This window comes from Pseudoalteromonas sp. Z1A6, from assembly GCF_011378745.1.
GTDB classification, from domain to species: domain Bacteria; phylum Pseudomonadota; class Gammaproteobacteria; order Enterobacterales; family Alteromonadaceae; genus Pseudoalteromonas; species Pseudoalteromonas arctica.
Genome location: NZ_WTKW01000004.1, coordinates 14,336 through 34,460 on the forward strand (window position 1 = coordinate 14,336; position 20,125 = coordinate 34,460).

The following is a 20,125-nucleotide window of genomic DNA, read 5'->3' on the forward strand; positions in this document are numbered from 1 at the left end:
CTATAACTACTTAGCATTTTTTGTAGTTCAGGAGCACAAGCATTGAGAAAGTTTTTAATATTAACCCTTAGCTTGGCTTGTGCTTACTTCTTTACTGGGTATTTTAGCAACTCACTTCTTTCTGTTGATGGCTATGCGGTCGCCTCTTGGCCGCCCTCAGGAATTGCTTTAGCGAGCTTTTTAATTTGGGGACGTAAGTCATTTATTGGCCTTATTCTTGGTGCTTTCTGTACTAACTTAATTCATCTTGATAACACCGTAGATATTCTTCATTTTAATGTGCTTTTACAAGCTATTTGCGTCACTTTAGCCTCTGTTTTACAGGCTTGGATTGGTCGTCAAATCATAGTAAATGTTATAAAGGCTCCACTAGATTTATCTTCTTTAAAACACAGTGTGCAGAGCCTAATAGTAGCAGGGCCAATATGCTGTGTTATTGCTGCAGGTGTGGGAACTAGCTTATTAGCATTGAATAATGTGATCCCTACGCATGCTATTTTTGATAGCTTTATAGCATGGTGGATTGGTGACAGTATCGGTGTACTTATATTTACTCCACTCATGCTCGCAGCCTTTAATTACACGCAAGTACGCCACCGTATGTTGGTAATTTTACCTTCACTATTAATTTATATACTGATCAGCGTTAGTTTTTATGGCGCTGCCAGTGTAAAAAAAGAAAAAGACATTCAAAAGCAAGAAGCCAAAATACTTACTGTGCAAAATGCTATAAGCCAGAAGCTCGATGGTATTACTGCTCACTTAGGATTGTTAGCTACATTTTTTGCTAGTAGTAATGACGTGAACTTTAAAGAGTTTAAACAATTTACTTCAAAGCAGTTGGACTATAGCCAAGAAATTTTAGCATTTGAATGGATACCTTATGTACCAGCAAATAAACTCGCAGATTTTGAAACACATGAAAATACAGCCACAGGCAAAACTTTATACATAAAAGAAAAGTCACTTGATGGAGGTTGGCAACCTGCAGGTACTCGTAGTAATTACTTTCCTGTAAAATATGTATATCCCTTAAAAGATAATGAAGGTGTTTTAGGGTTTGATTTAGCTTCTAGTAAAGTAAGAGGTGCAGCGCTTAGCAAAGCGAAAGAGCTTAATGAACTTGCACTAAGTGAGCCAATTAATTTAGTCCAAAATACAGCTGAAGACGGTGTGCTTTTTTTATATCCTGTTTTTGGAGAGTCGTCTACCGAAGATGATTTTCAAGGTTTTGTGGCAGCGATTGTCAGTCTGAAACGCTTATCGCAAACACTATTATTTGATCACAACAACTCAATTTCAGTCAGTTTTTTTGATACAACGATACCAGGGAAAAAGCAGGCAATTTATATTGCCGATACCGATAACTCGCAAACGCTGTTTAAAGAATATCAATTGTTGATTGGCAAACGCATGTGGCAGGTCGAGTTATATGAACCAATAGTTAGAACGTCTTGGTTAATGTATTGGCTTGCACAAATAGTAGGTATGTTGTTTGTGTGGTTACTGATTACATTTTTGATTTCAGTTACAGGTACAAACATACAAATTCGCGAACAAGTGGCTAAGCAAACGCATACATTACGCAAAGAAAAACAAAAAGCAGATGAAGCGAGTCATATTAAAGGACAGTTTTTAGCAAACATGAGTCACGAAGTCCGTACCCCTATTAACGGTATAAAAGGGCTGCATTATTTAGCGCTGCAACAGAATGATTGGCAACAAGCAAGAAGTTACATTGAACAAGCAGATGGAGCACTGGGTGTTTTACTGCGGGTATTAAACGATGTGCTCGACTTTTCAAAAATGGAAGCAGGCAAGCTAGACTTAATGCAAGAGCCTATTAATGTAGCGAGTTTAGCGGATGAAATGCTTAATTTACTTCAGTTTGAAGCTGACATTAAATCAATAAAGTTAAGTCTAGATTTTGATAAAACATCAAATTTGGTCATTAATACCGATCCAATCCGCTTAAAACAAGTGCTGCTGAATCTGCTCAATAATGCGGTTAAATTTACAGGGGAAGGTGAGATCACTCTGAAAATTTGGCAGTCGAAAAAAATGACTTACTTTAGTATTAACGATACGGGTATTGGTATTAGTAGCGAAGCACAAAAACAATTGTTTAAACCGTTTGCGCAAGCCGATAGCTCAACCTCACGTCAATATGGTGGTACAGGCTTAGGGTTAAGTATTTGCAGAAAGCTGGTTGAGTTAATGGGTGGTGCAATTGATTTAGTCAGTTATGAAGGTAAAGGTTCTACATTTACATTTAGTTTGCCGCTTATATCGCCTTTACCAAAGGCAGAGCAAATTCAACAGCAATACGACGAAATAGATGTAAGTACCTTATCATTCGCAAACTATAAGTTACTTTTAGTCGAAGATAACCCACTTAACCAGCATGTTGCCAGTGCCATTTTAAAAACAAAAGGGTGTATTGCCGACATTGCTAATGATGGTTTTGAAGCCATAGAAAAGCTAACCGAAAATAGCTACGACATTGTTCTTATGGATATTCAGATGCCAAAAATGGATGGACTCCAAGCAACAAAAGTAATTCGTTGTGATTTAGGGTTAATTGATTTACCCATAATAGGGCTATCGGCGAACGCCCATGACGATGACGTTAAAAAGGCATTAGCCTCTGGAATGAATAGTTATATTACCAAACCTATTGATGCAAATACGCTTTTTAAAACTCTTTGGCATTATTTATCAAATAAATAAGTAACGTTATTTTTTGCACAAAAAGCAGACATATGACCGCTTAAACTTAACGCAAACCATATAGACTTGAAAAATAACTATATCTGCGTATCATGCGCGCAAATTTAACTAAACTGGGTTGCTATTATGATCAATAGAAAATTACCTTTGCTAGATATTCACCGTCATTTAGATGGTAATGTACGTGCGCAAACCATATTAGAACTTGGTCGTCAGTTTAATATAGAGTTACCTGCAGATAACGTTGAGGCATTAATTCCTCATGTTCAAGTTATTGACCCTGAGCCAAACCTTATGGCTTTTTTACAAAAGTTAGATTGGGGTGTCACTGTACTTGGCGACTACGATGCGTGTAGACGCATAGCGATTGAAAACATTGAAGATGCACAAGCACAAGGCCTTGATTATGTAGAGCTTCGATTTAGCCCTTACTACATGGCACAAAGCCAAGGTTTACACCCAGAAGGGGTTGTAGAGGCGGTTGTTGATGGTATTAAATCAGCAACAAAGGATGCAAATATAAAAGCTAACTTGATTGGTATTTTATCGCGTACTTATGGCGTAAAAACATGTCAAAAAGAGCTTGATGCTTTACTCGCATTTAAAAATGATTTAGTCGCTGTTGATTTAGCCGGTGACGAAATTGGCTTTCCTGGTGAGTTGTTTGTAGAGCACTTTAAACAAGTACGAAATGCTTATTTAGCTTCGACTATTCATGCTGGAGAGGCACTCGGTGCTCCAAGTATTTGGCAAGCAATTAATGAGTTAGGTGCAAGCCGAATAGGGCATGGCGTTAAAGCTATTGAAGATCCAAAACTAATGGATTACTTACGCGATAACCGTATTGGTATTGAGTCGTGCTTAACAAGTAATATTCAAACCAGTACAGTAAACGATTTAGCTAAGCACCCACTTAAACAGTTTTTAGATCACGGTATTTTAGCGTGTATTAATACTGATGACCCTGCGGTTGAAGGCATTGAAATTGAGTACGAATATACCGTTGCAGCACCTAAAGCGGGCTTATCTCAAGCTGATATGGAAAAAGCCCAAAAAAATGCATTAGAAATAGCATTTTTAAGCGATGGCGATAAAAAAGAACTTTCAGCAATCGTTAGCGCACGTTAACTCTATTTAATACACATTAAAAATGCCGCTTTATAAGCGGCATTTTGTTATCTGCAATTTAGTGTGTTTGGCAGCTCATGTAATTATCGTAAAGTGCTTTAAGTACATCTGCTCGGCTGATCATGCCGATTACTTTAACACCCTCTACAACAGGGTAGTTTTTTGGTTTACCGGGCTGCATTTGCTCTGCAAGCTCAATAATATTGGTATCGCCGCTAACGGTCACTACCTTTGTTTGCATAAGTTGCGATACTTTAACCATCCCATCACAAAAATAACTGCTTTGCGTAAGTGGTTTTAATAGTTCTTGCTCAGATATAAATCCGACTAGGCATTTATCTTTATCAAATACTGGTGCGCCAAGTAGTTTAAATTTTTGTAGTTCTGCTATGGCTGTTGTCATTTCTGTATCTGGTGTGATATTTGGCAACTTGCGTTGCATAAAATCTTTTACTTTTGTATTTAGCATTTGGGTCTCTCCCGCTGATGTTCTATACAAAGTATGGTTTATAGATAGGGATTTAGGAAATTGTTTATGTTGATGAGATTGATAGGTTTTAACTATTAAGTATTTGTTGTTATATAAAATAAAAGCACCGATTAGGTGCCTTTATTCATAACTGAAAGTTAATTTCAATTATTTGATAAATGCGAATGCATCTGCGTACATGTTTTCACGAATTGCACCATGAGTAATAAAGTCATCACGGACAATACCTATCATGTCAAAACGACCGGCCATATAAATATCGTATGGTTCAAGTGATACAATATCTTGCATTACCGCTTTATGTACATAGCCAGTGTGACCTTGCCAATTAGCAGATGGATTTTCTACCACAGGGATAAACTCAAAGTTTTTGTGGCTATCGGCCCATGTTTGCATTTCTGTATGTGCGTATAAAGCTGACTCTTCTTTTACACCCCAGTAAAATAATACAGGACGGTCGCACTTAATTTCAGCTAAGTGATCAGCCATTGATTTTGCGTATGAAAAACCAGTGCCACCGGCAAGTAAAATAATAGGGCGCTCACATTGCAGGCGCAACTGTGAAATACCCAAGCCAGCTTCAATGTCTACTAACTGCCCAGTGGTATGCGCGTTTCGTAAATGTTCCAGCGATTGCATTGCATACGAATCGGCACCTGACGCGCCAATATGCAGTTCTATTGCATCGCACTGTGAAGGGCGACTAGCTATAGAAAAAGCACGTTTGTCTTTTTCGCCCAATACGAGTTGCATGTATTGGCCAGCTTCAAAGGTCACAGGTTGTTGTGGCTTTAAAATTACTTTGTGAACAAATTCTGTAAGTGGGCTGATAGCTACAACTTCAGCTTTTAATGTTTGCATTTTTTACCTTTTAGCAGCGCTTTAAACAGCAGATACGCAATCGAATGACTCGATTCTAGCATATCTGCAGGGTTATTTTATAGCCTGTTATGTACTTACATATAAACACTTAAAGAATATTAAGGCTTTCCCAAATATCATCTACGCGGTCTTTGGTGTCTTTATCCATAACAATAGGCTCGCCCCATTCGCGGGTGGTTTCGCCAGGCCATTTATTGGTGGCATCCATTCCCATTTTTGAACCCAGGCCAGAGACTGGCGATGCAAAATCGAGATAATCAATAGGTGTGTTTTCTATTAATGTTGTATCGCGAGCAGGATCCATTCGGGTTGTTATAGCCCAAATAACATCTTCCCAATCACGGGCATTAATATCGTCATCGCACACAATTACAAACTTGGTATACATAAACTGACGTAAGAACGACCAAACCCCCATCATCACGCGCTTGGCATGGCCAGGATATTGTTTTTTCATTGTTACAATCGCCATACGGTACGAGCACCCTTCAGGCGGCAGATAAAAGTCGACGATTTCAGGAAATTGCTTTTGTAATATCGGCACAAACACTTCATTAAGTGCTACACCTAAAATTGCAGGCTCATCAGGCGGACGGCCAGTAAATGTGCTGTGATAAATAGGATCTTTACGATGCGTTAAGTGAGTTACCGTCATTACTGGAAAGTCATCTACTTCATTATAGTAACCGGTATGGTCACCATAAGGGCCTTCTGGCGCCATTTCACCTGGCATAATGTAACCTTCAAGTACTATTTCTGCACTGGCAGGGACTTGCAAGTCATTGGAAATAGATTTTACAACTTCGGTTCTGCTACCACGTAATAAACCAGCAAATGCATATTCGCTTAATGTGTCGGGTACAGGCGTTACTGCACCTAATATAGTAGCTGGATCGGCACCTAGTGCTACCGAGACAGGGTAAGGCTGTCCTGGGTTTTCTTTACACCATTCTTGAAAATCAAGCGCGCCACCACGATGCGACAACCAACGCATAATTATTTTATTTTTACCTAATAATTGCTGGCGATAAATGCCTAAATTTTGGCGCTTTTTATAAGGCCCTTTAGTAACTGTAAGGCCCCAAGTAATTAATGGCGCTGCATCACCTGGCCAACAATGTTGAATAGGTAATTTAGTTAAGTCTACATCATCACCTTCTAAAACTACTTGTTGGCAAGGCGCTTTTTTAACTTCTTTTTCAGGCATATTAAGCACTTGCTTAAAAATAGGTATAGCACCTAGAGCTTCTTTAATACCCTTTGGTGGATCAGGTTCTTTTAAAAAAGCGAGTAGCTTACCCACTTCGCGAAGCTCGCTAACATCTGTTTGGCCCATGCCCATTGCTACGCGTTTTGGTGTACCAAATAGGTTGGTAAGCACCGGCATATCGTAGCCTTTTGGATTTTCGAATAATAACGCAGGGCCTTTTGCACGCAATGTGCGATCAGATATTTCGGTCATTTCAAGATACGGGTCGATTTCTTGGGTGATACGTTTAAGTTCGCCTTTTTTTTCAAGCAAATCGATAAAATCACGTAGATCTTTATATTTCATTGTGGGCCGCTATTAAGCAAAAGAGTTGAAGTATTATACCCATTTCATGCAAGCCAAGTCATTACTTGCACTTAAAACTTAAAGCGCTCTACGGCACTTGTTAAGGAGTGTGCAAGTTGATTTACGTCTTCACTTTCGCTTGCTAGGGTTGTCGCGTTTTTGGCATTCAAGGTTGCTTGCTCTGTCACCTTGGCCATTATTTTTTGAATGTCGTTACTGTTAGTCAATTGCTCATGTGATGCATGAGCAATCTGCTCACTCATCTGATTAACAGACAACAATGTGCTTTTAATACGCTCTACGGCTTTATTTAGTTCAGTGCTGTTTTTAACACATTGCTTGGCTTGGTGTTGGCCATCGGTAATGTGTTCTTGAGTTGTTTGAGTGTGCTGTTGCAATGTTTGGATCATGGTGTTTATTTCGCTAGTCGAGGTCTGTGTACGTGCAGCTAATGATCGAACCTCATCAGCAACTACAGCAAACCCGCGTCCGTTTTCACCCGCTCGCGCTGCTTCAATTGCAGCATTGAGTGCCAATAAGTTGGTCTGCTCGGCAATGCTGCTAATTGTTTCAACAATGGCTTCAATAAGCTGAGTGTGTTGGGCTAGTTCCTCAGTGCTGCCTACTGCTTTATCAAGGCGCTGTAATAAAGTTTCTATACTTAGACTATTTGTATTAGCAATCTTGTTTACGTCATTGGCAAATTGCGATGCATTGGTTATTTCACTTGATGTTTTATCTGCTTGTTCATAAACCGCTTGTGAGTTAGTTAGCATATTTTGTGCAAGCGATGTTGCCTGTGCGCTTCGCTCCAACTGCTGTTGTGCAACAACCGTCATTTGCTGACCTTTTTCACTGGTTTTAATAGCGCTGCGGTCTAGTTCATGGGCGTCGCTACTAATTGCGCCAATTAACTGGGTAAGGTCTTCACTGAGTTTATTTATGTTATTTAGCAAAGTACCAAATTCATCTTTACTGCGCGGATGGCTTCGCTTTGATAAATCACCTGAGGCGATTCGGGCTAAATCGCGGTTTACTTTTTTAAGCGGTTTTAGCATTGCGCGAGTTGTAAAAATAGAGATAGCGATAATCAATATAATTAAAACAAGCGTAATAATTACTACAGAACTAATCCCAGTATTTATGGCGGCCTTTGCATTAGTTTGTAAGGCATTAAAGCGCTCATCAGCCAATTTATTAAGTTCAATAAGCTGACCTTCTGTTGTTATAAATTGCTGTTGAAAGTGTTCAAAATTTTGAGCCGCAGCAATAGTACTTTTGAGTACTTTATTTTGTTGGGCATAAATTCCTGTATCGTTGTTAAGTAACTCTCTTAATTGATTAAATTTAGCCGTTAAATTTTTAGCATTAAACGCATTATTAAAGGGTAGCGCTTGTTGCTCTAAATAGGTGAAATTAGGTTGGATGTTATCTAGTAGAAATAGGGTATCTTGCTGATGGCTATTTAAATCATTGATACTTGTAGTTTGAGTAATGCTTTTTATATTATTGCTTAAGTTAAACAATAAATCATCTATACGGGTCGCTGTTCCAAACATCGCATTAAGTAGCGCCTGCTGTTTTGCAGGCACTTCTAAAAGTTCTATATCAAGTAAGTTAGAACTTAAATTGTAAAGTTGCTCGTTAAACGTTGCTGATAATTCTATGGTGGAATTTTGCGCTACAAACTTACTCTCTTTAGCACTAAACATTGCGACACTTACTTTAGTCAGTTGCTCGAAGCCTGCGTTGGTACTGGTGAGTAAATTTTGCATTGTTATTTGTTGATTTAGTTGAGTGCTTAACGAATTGAGCATATCGCTAAATTGTTGTTGCTCAGCTTGCGCCTGTTTTTTATTTTGTTGAAGTAAATCAAGGTTTGCTTGGCTGTAAGCTAAGGCGTTAAATTTAGTAATAGACAGTAATGATAGCCTTAAATCTTTACTGAACTGTTGTACCGGAACTGCTAATTTTTCGGTTCGGGTATTGTTAACGCTAATTTTGTTTAATGACCAATAAAAAAACACACTACTTGTTAGCACCAATAAACCAATGGCTGTAAAAGCTAAAATTATTTTATGTTTGATCGCAATTGAACGCATAACTTCATAACAATAATGGGTCTTTAATTATTGTAGCATTACTGTAATTTATTGGTTGGTTTTGTGTTAAACCTTGATGCACTGTCTTTTTTTACCAGCAATGATTAGCATGGCCTCATTTCCCTTACCCCAAAACAGTACCTCTTCACTTATATATTTATTCCCTGATGCACTTTTTTCGTGATTAAGTACATGCACTTTATTGTTAAAGATAATTTCGGCTTCAGAATTATTAATAATATTGAGTTTTACGCTCTCATCATCGCATTGGTAAGCAGTACTGGTTTGTAAATCACTACATGCGGTTAAGCTTAGTAAAATAGCGATTAATGCTAAATATACTTTCATTTTTTCTCCCATCTTCTTTAAAAGTAAGTTAAAACGCAGGGCAAAATTTTAATCTAATGTAAGAATAACAAAGCAAAATTAACCGTTGGTGAAAGTAGCGCTTTACGTTATGTTTATAGCAATATTTTTTGAGCTCGGAAGCTTTATGGCAGGCACTAACCTTTTAACGTTATTAGACGATATAACCACTTTACTTGATGACATTGCGACAATGAGTAAGGTAGCAACAAAAAAAACAGCGGGTGTATTAGGCGATGACTTAGCACTCAATGCACAGCAGGTTACAGGTGTTGCAGCAGAGCGTGAATTACCGGTTGTTTGGGCTGTGGCAAAGGGCTCATTTTTAAATAAAGCGATACTCGTACCCGCTGCTTTATTAATAAGCGTATGGCTGCCTTGGTTAATAACACCGCTTTTAATGATGGGTGGTTTGTTTTTGTGTTTTGAGGGAGCTGAAAAAGTATTTGCTAAGTTTTTGCCTCATCACAATGAAGTGGTAGATGAAGATGAAAAATTAGATTTAGTTGAGTATGAAAAACAAAAAATAAAAGGGGCAATAAGAACCGACTTTATTCTTTCTGCCGAAATTATTGTTATTACTTTAGGCACTGTGGCAGGCGCTACGTTACTTAACCAAGCTTTAGTGCTTTGTGTTATCGCAATTATAATGACGATTGGCGTTTATGGCTTAGTGGCCGGTATTGTAAAGCTGGATGATGCCGGGCTTTATTTACTCAACGAATCTAAAGTGTCAGCTAATAAATTTAAAGAGTTACTTGGTAAAGGCTTACTCGCAGCAGCGCCTAGGTTGATGCAGTTTTTAGCATTTGCGGGCACCATTGCAATGTTTTTAGTAGGCGGCGGGATTTTAGTGCATGGTGTTGAGTTATTGCATCATACTCAAGTGGATGTAACGAGCTATGCTCAGTCTGTTGCTGGCGGCACAGGAGAAGTATTAGCGCCTCTCTTGTTTGATGGTTTGCTAGGTGTTATTGCCGGCTTAGTTGTTGTGCTTATACATGTAGGTTATACAAAGTTATTTAAAAAATAGTTTATAGCTGGCGTACTTGTTGCGCCAGCTATATTTAAATTCACTCATTCACTCATTCACAGTTAGCTATTTTACAAAGTGATTCTAATTCAAATTGTGCTTTAGTATTTTTTTGCTCAATGGCCTTTTTATACCAATAAATAGCCTGTTGATAATTTTGAGCTATTCCCTGACCATCACGATACATTTGCGCTAAATTTAATTGCCCCCATTGAGAACCCGCTTCAGCAGCTAGCTTAAAGCTATTAAATGCTTCAAAAAACAACTTATCTTTAAAATAAATAATGCCTTGTTGATTGTTTTTATCGAGTTTTAAACCTTTATATAGTGGCTTAGGTTTGGGAGGAAACATCACAAACCCGCCATAAAGGCTGTTGGCATAAGGTCGCAGCACGTCATAAATAGCTTCGTCTTTATACAAACGCTTTACTTCATCACGAGGGAGGGTGATTGTTTTAGTGGAGAAGTAATTGTCTTGAATTAGTTGGCTGGTACGCATTGCCAAGGTAATACTATTATTACGTTTATAGCTGTAGTTGCTTATCTGAAAGGTAATAAACTGCTTATCAAAACTTAAAACTTGAGCAATTCTTAAATTGGTTAGGGTCCAGGGTTCGTGTGTAAATTTGTCGGCGTGTACTAAGTAGGTGTCATATATTTTAGGTGTATTCAAATAGCTTTGCTTTTGAGTCTCGGTATCAAGGTGTTGTTGATAAAAAAACGAAACAATCCAAAGCAATAAAAATACGCCAATAAAGTATTTAGGTAGGCTTAGTTTTTCTATTAACGGTAGTTGCGGTATTTTAACAGGTTCGCTTTTTCCGCATTGATAGCACTCGCGTTTATAGCTTAATTTTAAGGCAAGCATAGGTAAAATGCTAAATCGTAAATAGCGGCTTTTATTTACTAAATGGTAGGCGTCGCTTTGGCAGTGAGGGCAGCGTGTTATTTGTGCAAAATGTGGAAATGATTCACTCGTGTTGAAAAGTAACATAAAGCACGCTCCTTGTTTAATTACCTAAAGGTAAAACAAGAAGCGTGTTAGTTAAAGCTACAAACTGTAAGTAAGTATGTCTGTTATTACTTATTTTGAGCTTTAGGCTTGATAGTGGTTTTTGCATCGGCAGCCATTAGAGCAAATACAGCATATGCAGCGGTATTTTGACGAAGCTTAGCAGGTGTCACTTTATCAAGCGTATCGTCAGCTGTATGGTGGTAATCAAAGTAATCTGTTCCATCTTGAGCAAGTTCAAAAATAGGCGCTGACGTTGCTGCTTTAAGTGGAATTAGATCGGGGCCACCATTCGCTTGGTTTTTACCAATGTGCTCAATATTTAACGGCGCAAGTTCTTTTGCTATAGCGCGAACTACAGGAAGTGACTCTGCGCTTACGTTCGACTCAAAAGCATATACAACATCGGCGCCAAAATCAGACTCAGCGGCTGCAACAATATTGCTTAGCTCGTTTTTATGCTCTGCAAAATAAGCTTTTGCACCCCAAAGACCTAGCTCTTCAGCTGCAAAAAGTACCACACGAATACTGCGCTTAGGGCGTTTTACATCGCTAATATGTTTAGCGGCTGCCATTGTTAGTGCAACGCCTGCGCCGTCATCTAATGCGCCAGTCCCTAAGTCCCAAGAATCTAAATGCCCCCCAATTAATACATATTGCTCAGGGTTTTCGGTACCATTAAATTGGCCAATAACGTTATAACCAGTGCCTTCACCAAGGCTTTCGGTTTGCACATTAATATTTACCGACACTTCTTTATTTAAAGCAACTAAGCGTGCTATTTGATCTGCATCTGGGTTAGCAATTGTTACGTTAGGTATTTTTGTAACACCTTCTTTGTAGTAACTACCGCCAGTGTGTGCAAAGCGATGATGACCGGTACTAACCGAGCGCATCATGTAGGCAACAGCGCCTTTTTTAGATGCTTCTATAGCGCCTGTACCGCGTGCTTTTACAGCAGGTCCGTAACCATTCCCGTCTATGTCGCGGTTCATACGGTAATTAATATACGCAATTTTACCTTTTAAACTGTTTGCCGGTGCGGCTTTTAATTCATCAAGTGTTTCGAATAATACAACCGGCGCTGTAATCCCATCTTTTGGCGTGCTTATACTGTTACCTAATGCAGTTAAGTGCAGTGGTTGCTCGCTTGGTGTTAGTATTTTTCCGCTTTCGCTATAACGGCGCCATTCAGGAAATGTGGCTTTTTCTAACCATACTTTATCAAAGCCCAGTTCATTAAATTTGGCTTGAGCCCATGCCACGGCTTTTTTATCGTTTTCGGTACCAGGAAGGCGTGGGCCTACTTCAGTTGTTAATGACTCTAGTAATTTATAACTTAAATCACTATTTAGTGCAGAGGTGCGCACTTTGTCTACTTGTTGTAATTGCTTTTGGGTAAATTCGGCGCTGTTAGCGTTTGCAGCCATACTGCTAGTAAGCAGCAGTGCGGTAATTAATTTTTTCATTTTGGTAGGCCTTTTTAATAATTAGCGCTATTAGAGCATGTAACAAACATGATAAAAAATAGATGAGATGAATAGGCTTTGTAATAGGTTTAATGCTGTTAGGTGTGAATATTTAGATATAAAAAAGCCCGCGTAAATGTACGCGGGCTATATTTTAAAGCTGTTATTTAAGGCATTTATTTAAAAGCTAAATTGCGCAGCTAAACGAAGATTTGTGCCCTCGCCAACAGTTACATTATTTGTGCCGCCACCACCTAAATAGCTTTTATCAAATAAGTTTTCGATGTTAAGGCGTAAGTTAATATCGGTATTACTTAAGTTAAACTTATAAGTTGCACCTACATCAACACGCGTATATGCATTTTTAGTAATTGTATTGGCGCTATCAGCAAAACGTTCACCTTCGTAAAAAGCACCTGCATTAAGTGCAATTGCATCGTTTAATTCATAACGAGTCCAAAGTGATGCCGACCATTTTGGTGCATCGGTAGGGCGTTTACCTTCCAATACTTCATCGCGTTCAAAATTAGCATCTAGGTACATAGTTGATGCCATTACAAATAAACGGTCAGTAGCGGCACCTTGTGCGCTTAGCTCAAAACCTTTATGGCGTTGTTCACCTACTTGGTTTGTTTCACTTGTGAATGACCCAATAGGAACTTCAAGTTGTTCGCTAACAAGAGTACCTTCTTTGCTAATATCAAAAATAGCACTGGTAAGCATCAGGCGGTCATCAAATAATTGCCATTTAATACCAATTTCTCTTTGCTCAGATGTAATAGCATCTAATTTCATACCGTTATTTACATCTGTTTCATCAATTAATGTTTCGCTGCCTTGAGGCTCGAAACCTTCTGAGTAACTAGCGTATATAGTTGCAGAAGCATTTGGGTGATAAAGCACGCCTACTTTTGGTACAAATGATTCGTTATCTGCATCTTCTCGTGTTTGTTTGTCGTAACGACCACCCAATGATAGTTGCCACTCAGGCGAGAACGAAATTAAGTCTTGAACGTAAATTCCGTAGTAGTCGTATTCAGTTTCGCTTACTGTATCATCTGTTTTATAGCTTACTGATGGACGAGATGGTTCTGCTTGTCCTGCAGAAAAATCAAAAGAGTCGGCAGAGGTACGACGTTGCCCGTAGTAATAATCAAGCGAGTTTGCGCCAATTAAAAATTGGTGCTGTAAGCTACCTGTTTTAAATTCACCAATAAAATCAATAAATGCAGTTTTAAATTGCCAATCATCAAAACGGTCGTAAGGGCGAGATTCATAACTATCGCCTTCAACAAAGTCACTTGGCATATTCGGTGCTGATTCAAAGCGTTGGCGCTCAAACGTTTGTTCGTTATAGCCAAGCTTTACTTGCCAGTTATCGGTTAAAAATACTTCTAGGTCTACACCTAGGTTTTCTACGGTTATGTCGGTAAATGCCCAAGACATATCACGGATTGTTTTATCATCACCAATTACATTGGCATTATCGTCTATCCATGCGCCAGTATCTAAACCTGCTTCGTCGTCTGTGCGGTCGTAATGCACACGTACTAATGCGTTGTCGCTAATATCGTAATCTACAACTAAAGCACCTAAAAAGCGGTCACGCTCGCGGTTTTCACCGTTTTGGTATTCACGCCAGTAATCAACATCTTGTTTAACTAAAATACCACGAGCACGTAAATCTTCAGATTCAGTCAAGGCGCCTGCAGCATCTACCATAAAGCGAGTTGAACCATGCTGATCTACATCGGCACTGGCATTAAATAATGTTTGTGCTGTAGGCTTTTTAGTAACCATGTTCACCAAGCCACCCGGACCTGATTGACCATATAAAATGCTCGATGGGCCTTTAATTACTTCAACTTGTTGTAAAATTTCGATTGGTTGTTGGTAGTGCGACCAATGCTGATGTCCATCACGTAAATAACCTGTTGATGAGCTTAGCTCAAACCCACGTAAGTTAAATACCTCACGATTTCGTTGTTGTGAGCCTGCAGTTAAGCTTGCGTCATTTGTGAGTACTTCGCCAAGGGTAGTGGCAAGTTGCTCACTAATAATAGTGTCGGTTATTACGGTTACAGATTGTGCGGTTTCAAGTAAAGAAGCTGATGTTCTCATTGCGCCATTAGCGTTATCTACTTTGTAATCGTTAAAGTAGCTACCTTTTACTTCTATACGCTCAAGGTCAGTAGTGTTTGCGTATGTGTTTGTTGTAATGCTTGCTAATAGTGCTATGTAAAGAGAATTCAGTTTCATTGTTTGCTTCCAGCAGTGATATGTAAAAAACAATCGCGATCTTAATGCAAACTACTATCATTTTCAACACCTTTTGTTAACGTACTTTATTATGTGTTTGTTAATGGTTGCTAATTACGAATTCTGCTATTATTAGCAGCATATTTAGTGGGGCTTTCCCCCACGTTATTTTTATTGCTATGGAACTTACTGTGACTTCAACTGCTTTTTCATCTTTGGCTTTACCAGCTGGACTCGTTGATAATTTATCAACACTTGGTTATGCGCATATGACACCTGTACAAGCGCAAAGTTTACCGCCTGTACTTGCTGGTAAAGACATCATTGCTCAGGCAAAAACCGGTTCAGGTAAAACTGCTGCGTTTAGCTTGGGTGTGTTAGCTAAATTAAACGTAAAACGCTTTCGTATTCAATCTTTAGTCTTGTGTCCTACTCGTGAGCTTGCCGAGCAGGTTGCGGTTGAAATGCGTAAATTAGCGCGCGGTATCCATAACATTAAAATATTAACGTTATGTGGCGGTGTATCAATTGGTCCACAAATAGGCTCGCTTGAACATGGCGCGCATATTATTGTTGGTACACCTGGGCGTGTTGATGACCATATTCGTAAAGGTACTTTACGTTTAGATGATGTTGAAACATTGGTACTTGATGAAGCCGATCAAATGCTTGATATGGGTTTTCAAGATACACTTGATGCAATTATTGAGCGCATTCCACAAAATCGTCAAACATTGTTATTTAGTGCAACATTCCCAAGAGCTATTGAAGCAATTGCTAAGCGTGTACTTAAAAATCCAGAAATGGTTAAAGTAGAAGAAGAGCAAGCCAAAAGCACAATTAAGCAGTACTTCTACAAAATGGATAATAATAAGCAGCGCTATCCAACGCTAAAATTATTATTACTTAAATTTACACCACAAAGCTGTGTTGTGTTTTGTAATACTAAAGTAGAAACACAACAAGTGTGTGACGATTTAGCTGATGAAGGCTTTAGTGCTGTTTCGCTACACGGTGATTTAGAACAGCGCGATCGTGAACGTACGTTAATTCACTTTTCAAATAAAAGTGCTTCAATACTTGTTGCAACCGATGTTGCTGCACGTGGTTTAGATATTGACGACATGGATATGGTGATTAACTACCATTTAGCACATGACACGCAAACACATGTGCATCGTGTTGGTCGTACTGGTCGCGCTGGTAAAAAGGGCATTGCATGTTCTATTTACGGTGAAGCAGAAGCGTTTAAAATTGCTCAAATAGGCGAACATTACGAACGTGATATTACTCCAGAGCAAATGCCACCATTTAATTTATTAGACAAGCCACCGTACCGCCCTGAAATGGTTACTTTGATGATTGATTCAGGTAAAAAACAAAAAGTACGTGCAGGTGATATTTTAGGTGCCTTAACGGGTAAAGATGGGGTTGCAGGTCGTCAGGTGGGTAAAATTAACGTACTTGATAACGTAGCGTTTGTTGCTGTTGAGCGTAACTCATTAAAACCTGCGCTTCGTAAATTAACCGAAGGCAATATTAAAGGGCGTAAAATACGCGCACGTCGCCTTACTCGTTAATTTAAACTTCTAAATTAATAGATTAACGAGCAGCTACCTTTAGCTGCTCGTATTGTGTTTGTATTTTTTTAAACTCAACTTCACAGCCATTTGGTTTATCTGGGTGCACTTGTAATGCAAGTTGTCTCCAGCGCTTTTGAACATTTTTAAGAGTGAAATTTTCAGGTAACTTCCATTCTAAAGCCAATGCTTTAAATTCATTTTCATTTAAAGCCTGTTGTGGTGATATCGTTTTAAACTGACGCCAAAAGCTATTTAAAAGCTCATCAATCTGCTCTTCTCTGGTATCGTAATTATGCCAATCTAAATAATAATCTCGCAAATTTTCGCTTGTTGTTACTAAACTATTATCTCCTTTTTCTAAAAGCTCGATATGCAGAGCTGAAATGAGTAAACTCTGAGGGCGTAATTGTGCCTGCAGTTGGTACAGTGCATTCATAATTAAAAAGTTACGTTTAAATAAATCACGTTCAGGACTTTTATCGAGAGTGGTCATAGCGCTGCGGTTTGTCAGTTCTGCTGCTAAAGTATGAACTTGCCAAACCTGCTTTGTTAGTATTAGCTCAAAAATCTCATCAATCAGTGGGTTAAGCATTGTTTAGGTCCTAGTAGTTGGTGTATCTTCAATAAAGATTACACTGATATAAGTAACGGTTTGAAGGATTAAAATTATGCTGGGCAAGTTAAAATGCCTCTTATTTACTATATGCTGTGTACTAATAGCTCCTAGCTATGCCCAAAATAATGATTCGTTATTTGAGCAATTCAAAAACGAAGTGCAGTGGGAGCCTAAATTACAATTAGCAAACATGCTACTTGCTAATAAAAATGCCTCCAAAAAAGAGCGTGTCGCTGTTTATTCGGCATTGGGTAATACTGCGTTATCGGTTGATAATTTTAAAGACTCATTACATTACTTTAAATTACTTGAACAACATACTTCGGATACTTTCTTCCCTGATGAGCACTTTCGTGCAATAAAAATGCAAGGTGTTGTACTTTTTTATCAAGGCTTATTTCAAAAAGCGATTATTGAATATACCCGTACCCTAGCATTAGCAGAAAAGAATAAGCAATTACTAGAGCAGGCAAACTTATTAAATAATATTGGTTTGGCCTATTTTAATATGAATAAGCTAGGCGATACCCTAGAGTTTTATTTAAAAGCAAAAGCTATCTACGAGGCGTACGGCAGCGAGCAAGATAAAACCGATATACTACTTAATATAGCAGGCGTTTATATACGCTTATCACGCTACGATAGTGCGTTTGGTCTTTATCAAGATGTACTTAAGGTTTATCAACGATTAGATGATAAAAGCGGTATTGCGCAGGTATATAACAATATGGGTGTTGCCCATATGGAGAGTAATCAATTTGACTTAGCACTGCATTATTACCAGCTAGCGCTACGCTATTATATTTCAGCTAATGATTACAATAAGTTATCTACACAATATACAAACCTAGCAAATACTAATTTAGTATTAAAAAAAGTGGATGAAGCGTACGAGCAAGCTAAATTAGGTGAGTACTACGCCCTTAAAATAGATAACCATAATTTAGAGCTTAATGCGCTACATGCGCTGGCTAAAATTCAGTTTGTTAAGGGCAACTTAGAAGAGGCGCAAATAAATTTAGATAGAGCAATTTTACTTGCTCATGAATATGGTAGTGAGCGAATAATTAGAGAGAGCTTGGGGGCCAAAGCACTTCTTGAAGCCAGTAAAGGCGATTATTCAAGCGCAATGGCTTTGCAACAAAAATATATTAGTGAGTTGCGAAAGCTCAGAAGTACGGCAATTATAAATGCACTAGCGGTACTTCAGCATCAATTTAAAGCAACGCAATTAAACCAAGAGATAGAAAAACTTAAACAAGATCGCCGTGTGCAAGAGCTAAAAATGTCGCAGCGTTCTCAGCTTACTTTATTCTCTTTTTTACTATTACTTTTAGTTGTCGTAACTGGTATTGCGCTTTATCGCCGTGGTGCAGAAAAACGCGCTAAGCAGCAGTTAACAGAACAAGTTACGCAACGTACTGCAGAATTGCAGGCAATTGCACAAGAGCTGAGAGAAGCCAACGATGTTAAAAGCCAGTTTTTGGCTAATATTAGTCACGAAATTCGCACTCCACTAACGGCTATTTTAGGGCAAACAGATGCTTTAATTAATGAATTATATGAGCCTGAGTCACTTAAAGATGAATTAAGAGTAATTCAGCGTCACAGTGACCATTTAAAAAGCTTAATAAATGATGTACTCGATTTAAGTAAAATTGAAGCCAATAGATTAGAGTTAAATATTTCGTGCTTTGATATTGTAGAGCTCGTAAATGATGTGCACGCAATGTTTATCACCCAAGCAAAAGCAAAAAATCTACATCTTATTTTAGACAATCAAGTGGGTAATGAGTTTTACACTAAGCTGGATTTAATACGCGTAAAGCAGATTCTTATAAACTTATGTGCAAATGCTATTAAGTTTACTCATTCAGGGCAGATCATTATTGCATTAAATAAGAGTGAGCAAGGACTAGTTATTATTGTAAAAGATACCGGTATTGGTATGAGCTCTAAACAGTTAAAGCTTATTTTTGAATGCTTTAGCCAAGCTGATAACAGCATTAGCCGTCGCTTTGGTGGTACAGGGTTAGGCCTTAGCTTATCGCAACAATTAGCTGCGATGATGGGTGGTTATATCAGCGTACAAAGCGAATACAAAAAGGGCAGTCAGTTTTCGTTCTTTTTACCGTGCGCAGAAGTAAATAAATCTCAAAGCATGATTGAAACTCAAAGTGCTCCTAAGGCAAATAAGCAATTAGCAGGGCGTGTTGTACTTGCGGAGGATCATCCTGATAATCGTAGGTTAATAAGTCGTTATTTACGCTCAATGGGACTCGAGGTTATTGCTGTTGAAAATGGTGAGCAAGCGGTAGAGCAGTGCTTAAAAGAATATCCAGATTTGGTATTGCTCGATATTCAAATGCCAGTGATGGATGGGCGTTCTGCTTTTCAGCTATTAAAACAATGTGGTTTTGAGCGACCTATTTTTGCTTTAACAGCAAATGCTATGAGTCATGAAGTGGATGGTTATTTAGAGTTAGGGTTTACTGGTTACTTAGGTAAACCGATAGACAAAGAGTCATTTTATAAAGCGCTTTCTAGTCACCTACATAATGCAGAAGATCAGCCAATTACAAAGCAAAATGAAGTTGATATGAGCGATCTTGTGATTAGTTTCAAGCAGAGCTTTGCTTTGGAGAGTGAAACGATTACGCAGCATTTTATAAGCGAAGATTTAGATGCGCTACAAAAAGATAGCCATCGCATTTTAGGGGCTGCACAAATGTTTGGTTTGGATGAAATTGCGCAATCGGCTAAAAATTTAGACAGAGCACTTCTACGCAGAAGCCAAAAAAGCAGTGCAAATGATTTTAAAGCGCTCGTTGATACGCTGCAGGGTGTACTTAAAAAGTATAATGAAAGTTAAACTGTATTTAATCCAGACACAAAAAAAG

The 20,125-nt window shown here is 38.5% G+C and carries 14 protein-coding genes; 5 read left to right on the plus strand and 9 right to left on the minus strand.

Annotated features, from left to right (window positions below):
• The first annotated feature begins 42 nt into the window (after positions 1-42).
• Together GQR46_RS00545 and add are read left to right on the plus strand one after the other, a co-directional pair.
• A complete protein-coding gene (locus GQR46_RS00545) occupies positions 43-2,730 on the plus strand; it encodes a CHASE domain-containing protein (RefSeq protein WP_165739337.1) in 2,688 nt (895 codons plus the stop codon).
• 126 nt (positions 2,731-2,856) lie between these two features.
• Positions 2,857-3,858 (plus strand): adenosine deaminase, encoded by a 1,002-nt coding sequence (gene add, locus GQR46_RS00550; protein ID WP_024592609.1) that lies wholly within the window; start codon positions 2,857-2,859, stop codon positions 3,856-3,858.
• 58 nt (positions 3,859-3,916) lie between these two features.
• On the opposite strand, the gene GQR46_RS00555 is transcribed toward add, so the two are convergent.
• The 5 genes from GQR46_RS00555 to GQR46_RS00575 all read right to left on the minus strand — a co-directional run bounded on the left by GQR46_RS00555 (position 3,917) and on the right by GQR46_RS00575 (position 9,235).
• A complete protein-coding gene (locus GQR46_RS00555; protein ID WP_007580571.1) occupies positions 3,917-4,327 on the minus strand; it encodes a CBS domain-containing protein in 411 nt (136 codons plus the stop codon).
• A gap of 168 nt (positions 4,328-4,495) precedes the next feature.
• Entirely contained in the window at positions 4,496-5,209 is a 714-nt protein-coding gene (gene fre, locus GQR46_RS00560) for an NAD(P)H-flavin reductase (protein ID WP_024589658.1), read from the minus strand.
• A 109-nt stretch (positions 5,210-5,318) separates the two neighbouring features.
• The gene (ubiD, locus tag GQR46_RS00565; protein ID WP_165739339.1) at positions 5,319-6,785 is read right to left on the minus strand and encodes a 4-hydroxy-3-polyprenylbenzoate decarboxylase; all 1,467 of its coding nucleotides are present in this window, start codon (positions 6,783-6,785) and stop codon (positions 5,319-5,321) included.
• Between the two features lie 71 nt (positions 6,786-6,856).
• Positions 6,857-8,887 (minus strand): methyl-accepting chemotaxis protein, encoded by a 2,031-nt coding sequence (locus GQR46_RS00570; protein WP_165739341.1) that lies wholly within the window; start codon positions 8,885-8,887, stop codon positions 6,857-6,859.
• A gap of 66 nt (positions 8,888-8,953) precedes the next feature.
• Positions 8,954-9,235, minus strand: coding sequence for an MliC family protein (locus GQR46_RS00575; RefSeq protein ID WP_165729321.1), 282 nt, complete (start codon positions 9,233-9,235; stop codon positions 8,954-8,956).
• Between the two features lie 145 nt (positions 9,236-9,380).
• Here GQR46_RS00575 and GQR46_RS00580 point away from each other — a divergent pair, with 145 nt between their 5' ends.
• Positions 9,381-10,286, plus strand: coding sequence for a DUF808 domain-containing protein (locus tag GQR46_RS00580; protein ID WP_165729320.1), 906 nt, complete (start codon positions 9,381-9,383; stop codon positions 10,284-10,286).
• Positions 10,287-10,338: 52 nt separating this feature from the next.
• Here the strand turns inward: GQR46_RS00580 and GQR46_RS00585 are convergent, their stop codons facing one another.
• The 3 genes from GQR46_RS00585 to GQR46_RS00595 all read right to left on the minus strand — a co-directional run bounded on the left by GQR46_RS00585 (position 10,339) and on the right by GQR46_RS00595 (position 15,026).
• The gene (locus GQR46_RS00585; protein WP_024589662.1) at positions 10,339-11,280 is read right to left on the minus strand and encodes a tetratricopeptide repeat protein; all 942 of its coding nucleotides are present in this window, start codon (positions 11,278-11,280) and stop codon (positions 10,339-10,341) included.
• A gap of 86 nt (positions 11,281-11,366) precedes the next feature.
• On the minus strand, positions 11,367-12,767 hold the full coding sequence (locus GQR46_RS00590) for a M20/M25/M40 family metallo-hydrolase (protein ID WP_165739343.1): 1,401 nt from the start codon (positions 12,765-12,767) through the stop codon (positions 11,367-11,369).
• A gap of 180 nt (positions 12,768-12,947) precedes the next feature.
• Positions 12,948-15,026 (minus strand): TonB-dependent receptor, encoded by a 2,079-nt coding sequence (locus GQR46_RS00595; protein ID WP_165739345.1) that lies wholly within the window; start codon positions 15,024-15,026, stop codon positions 12,948-12,950.
• Positions 15,027-15,217: 191 nt separating this feature from the next.
• Between GQR46_RS00595 and dbpA the strand changes: the two genes are divergently transcribed.
• Positions 15,218-16,606: an ATP-dependent RNA helicase DbpA gene (gene dbpA, locus GQR46_RS00600; RefSeq protein ID WP_007580581.1), complete on the plus strand. Its 1,389-nt coding sequence runs from the start codon at positions 15,218-15,220 to the stop codon at positions 16,604-16,606.
• Positions 16,607-16,628: 22 nt separating this feature from the next.
• On the opposite strand, the gene GQR46_RS00605 is transcribed toward dbpA, so the two are convergent.
• Positions 16,629-17,201: a DNA-J related domain-containing protein gene (locus GQR46_RS00605; RefSeq protein ID WP_165739347.1), complete on the minus strand. Its 573-nt coding sequence runs from the start codon at positions 17,199-17,201 to the stop codon at positions 16,629-16,631.
• A gap of 76 nt (positions 17,202-17,277) precedes the next feature.
• Between GQR46_RS00605 and GQR46_RS00610 the strand changes: the two genes are divergently transcribed.
• Positions 17,278-20,097 (plus strand): ATP-binding protein, encoded by a 2,820-nt coding sequence (locus GQR46_RS00610; protein WP_007580583.1) that lies wholly within the window; start codon positions 17,278-17,280, stop codon positions 20,095-20,097.
• Positions 20,098-20,125 lie beyond the last annotated feature (28 nt).

Coding starts and splice junctions, on each gene's coding strand:
- GQR46_RS00555 (WP_007580571.1), bottom strand. CDS start 4,327: ATGCTAAATACAAAAGTAAAAGATTTTATGCAACGCAAGTTGCCAAAT.
- GQR46_RS00585 (WP_024589662.1), bottom strand. CDS start 11,280: ATGTTACTTTTCAACACGAGTGAATCATTTCCACATTTTGCACAAATA.
- ubiD (WP_165739339.1), bottom strand. CDS start 6,785: ATGAAATATAAAGATCTACGTGATTTTATCGATTTGCTTGAAAAAAAA.
- GQR46_RS00580 (WP_165729320.1), top strand. CDS start 9,381: ATGGCAGGCACTAACCTTTTAACGTTATTAGACGATATAACCACTTTA.
- GQR46_RS00605 (WP_165739347.1), bottom strand. CDS start 17,201: ATGCTTAACCCACTGATTGATGAGATTTTTGAGCTAATACTAACAAAG.
- GQR46_RS00590 (WP_165739343.1), bottom strand. CDS start 12,767: ATGAAAAAATTAATTACCGCACTGCTGCTTACTAGCAGTATGGCTGCA.
- GQR46_RS00575 (WP_165729321.1), bottom strand. CDS start 9,235: ATGAAAGTATATTTAGCATTAATCGCTATTTTACTAAGCTTAACCGCA.
- GQR46_RS00595 (WP_165739345.1), bottom strand. CDS start 15,026: ATGAAACTGAATTCTCTTTACATAGCACTATTAGCAAGCATTACAACA.
- GQR46_RS00570 (WP_165739341.1), bottom strand. CDS start 8,887: ATGCGTTCAATTGCGATCAAACATAAAATAATTTTAGCTTTTACAGCC.
- GQR46_RS00610 (WP_007580583.1), top strand. CDS start 17,278: ATGCTGGGCAAGTTAAAATGCCTCTTATTTACTATATGCTGTGTACTA.
- fre (WP_024589658.1), bottom strand. CDS start 5,209: ATGCAAACATTAAAAGCTGAAGTTGTAGCTATCAGCCCACTTACAGAA.
- add (WP_024592609.1), top strand. CDS start 2,857: ATGATCAATAGAAAATTACCTTTGCTAGATATTCACCGTCATTTAGAT.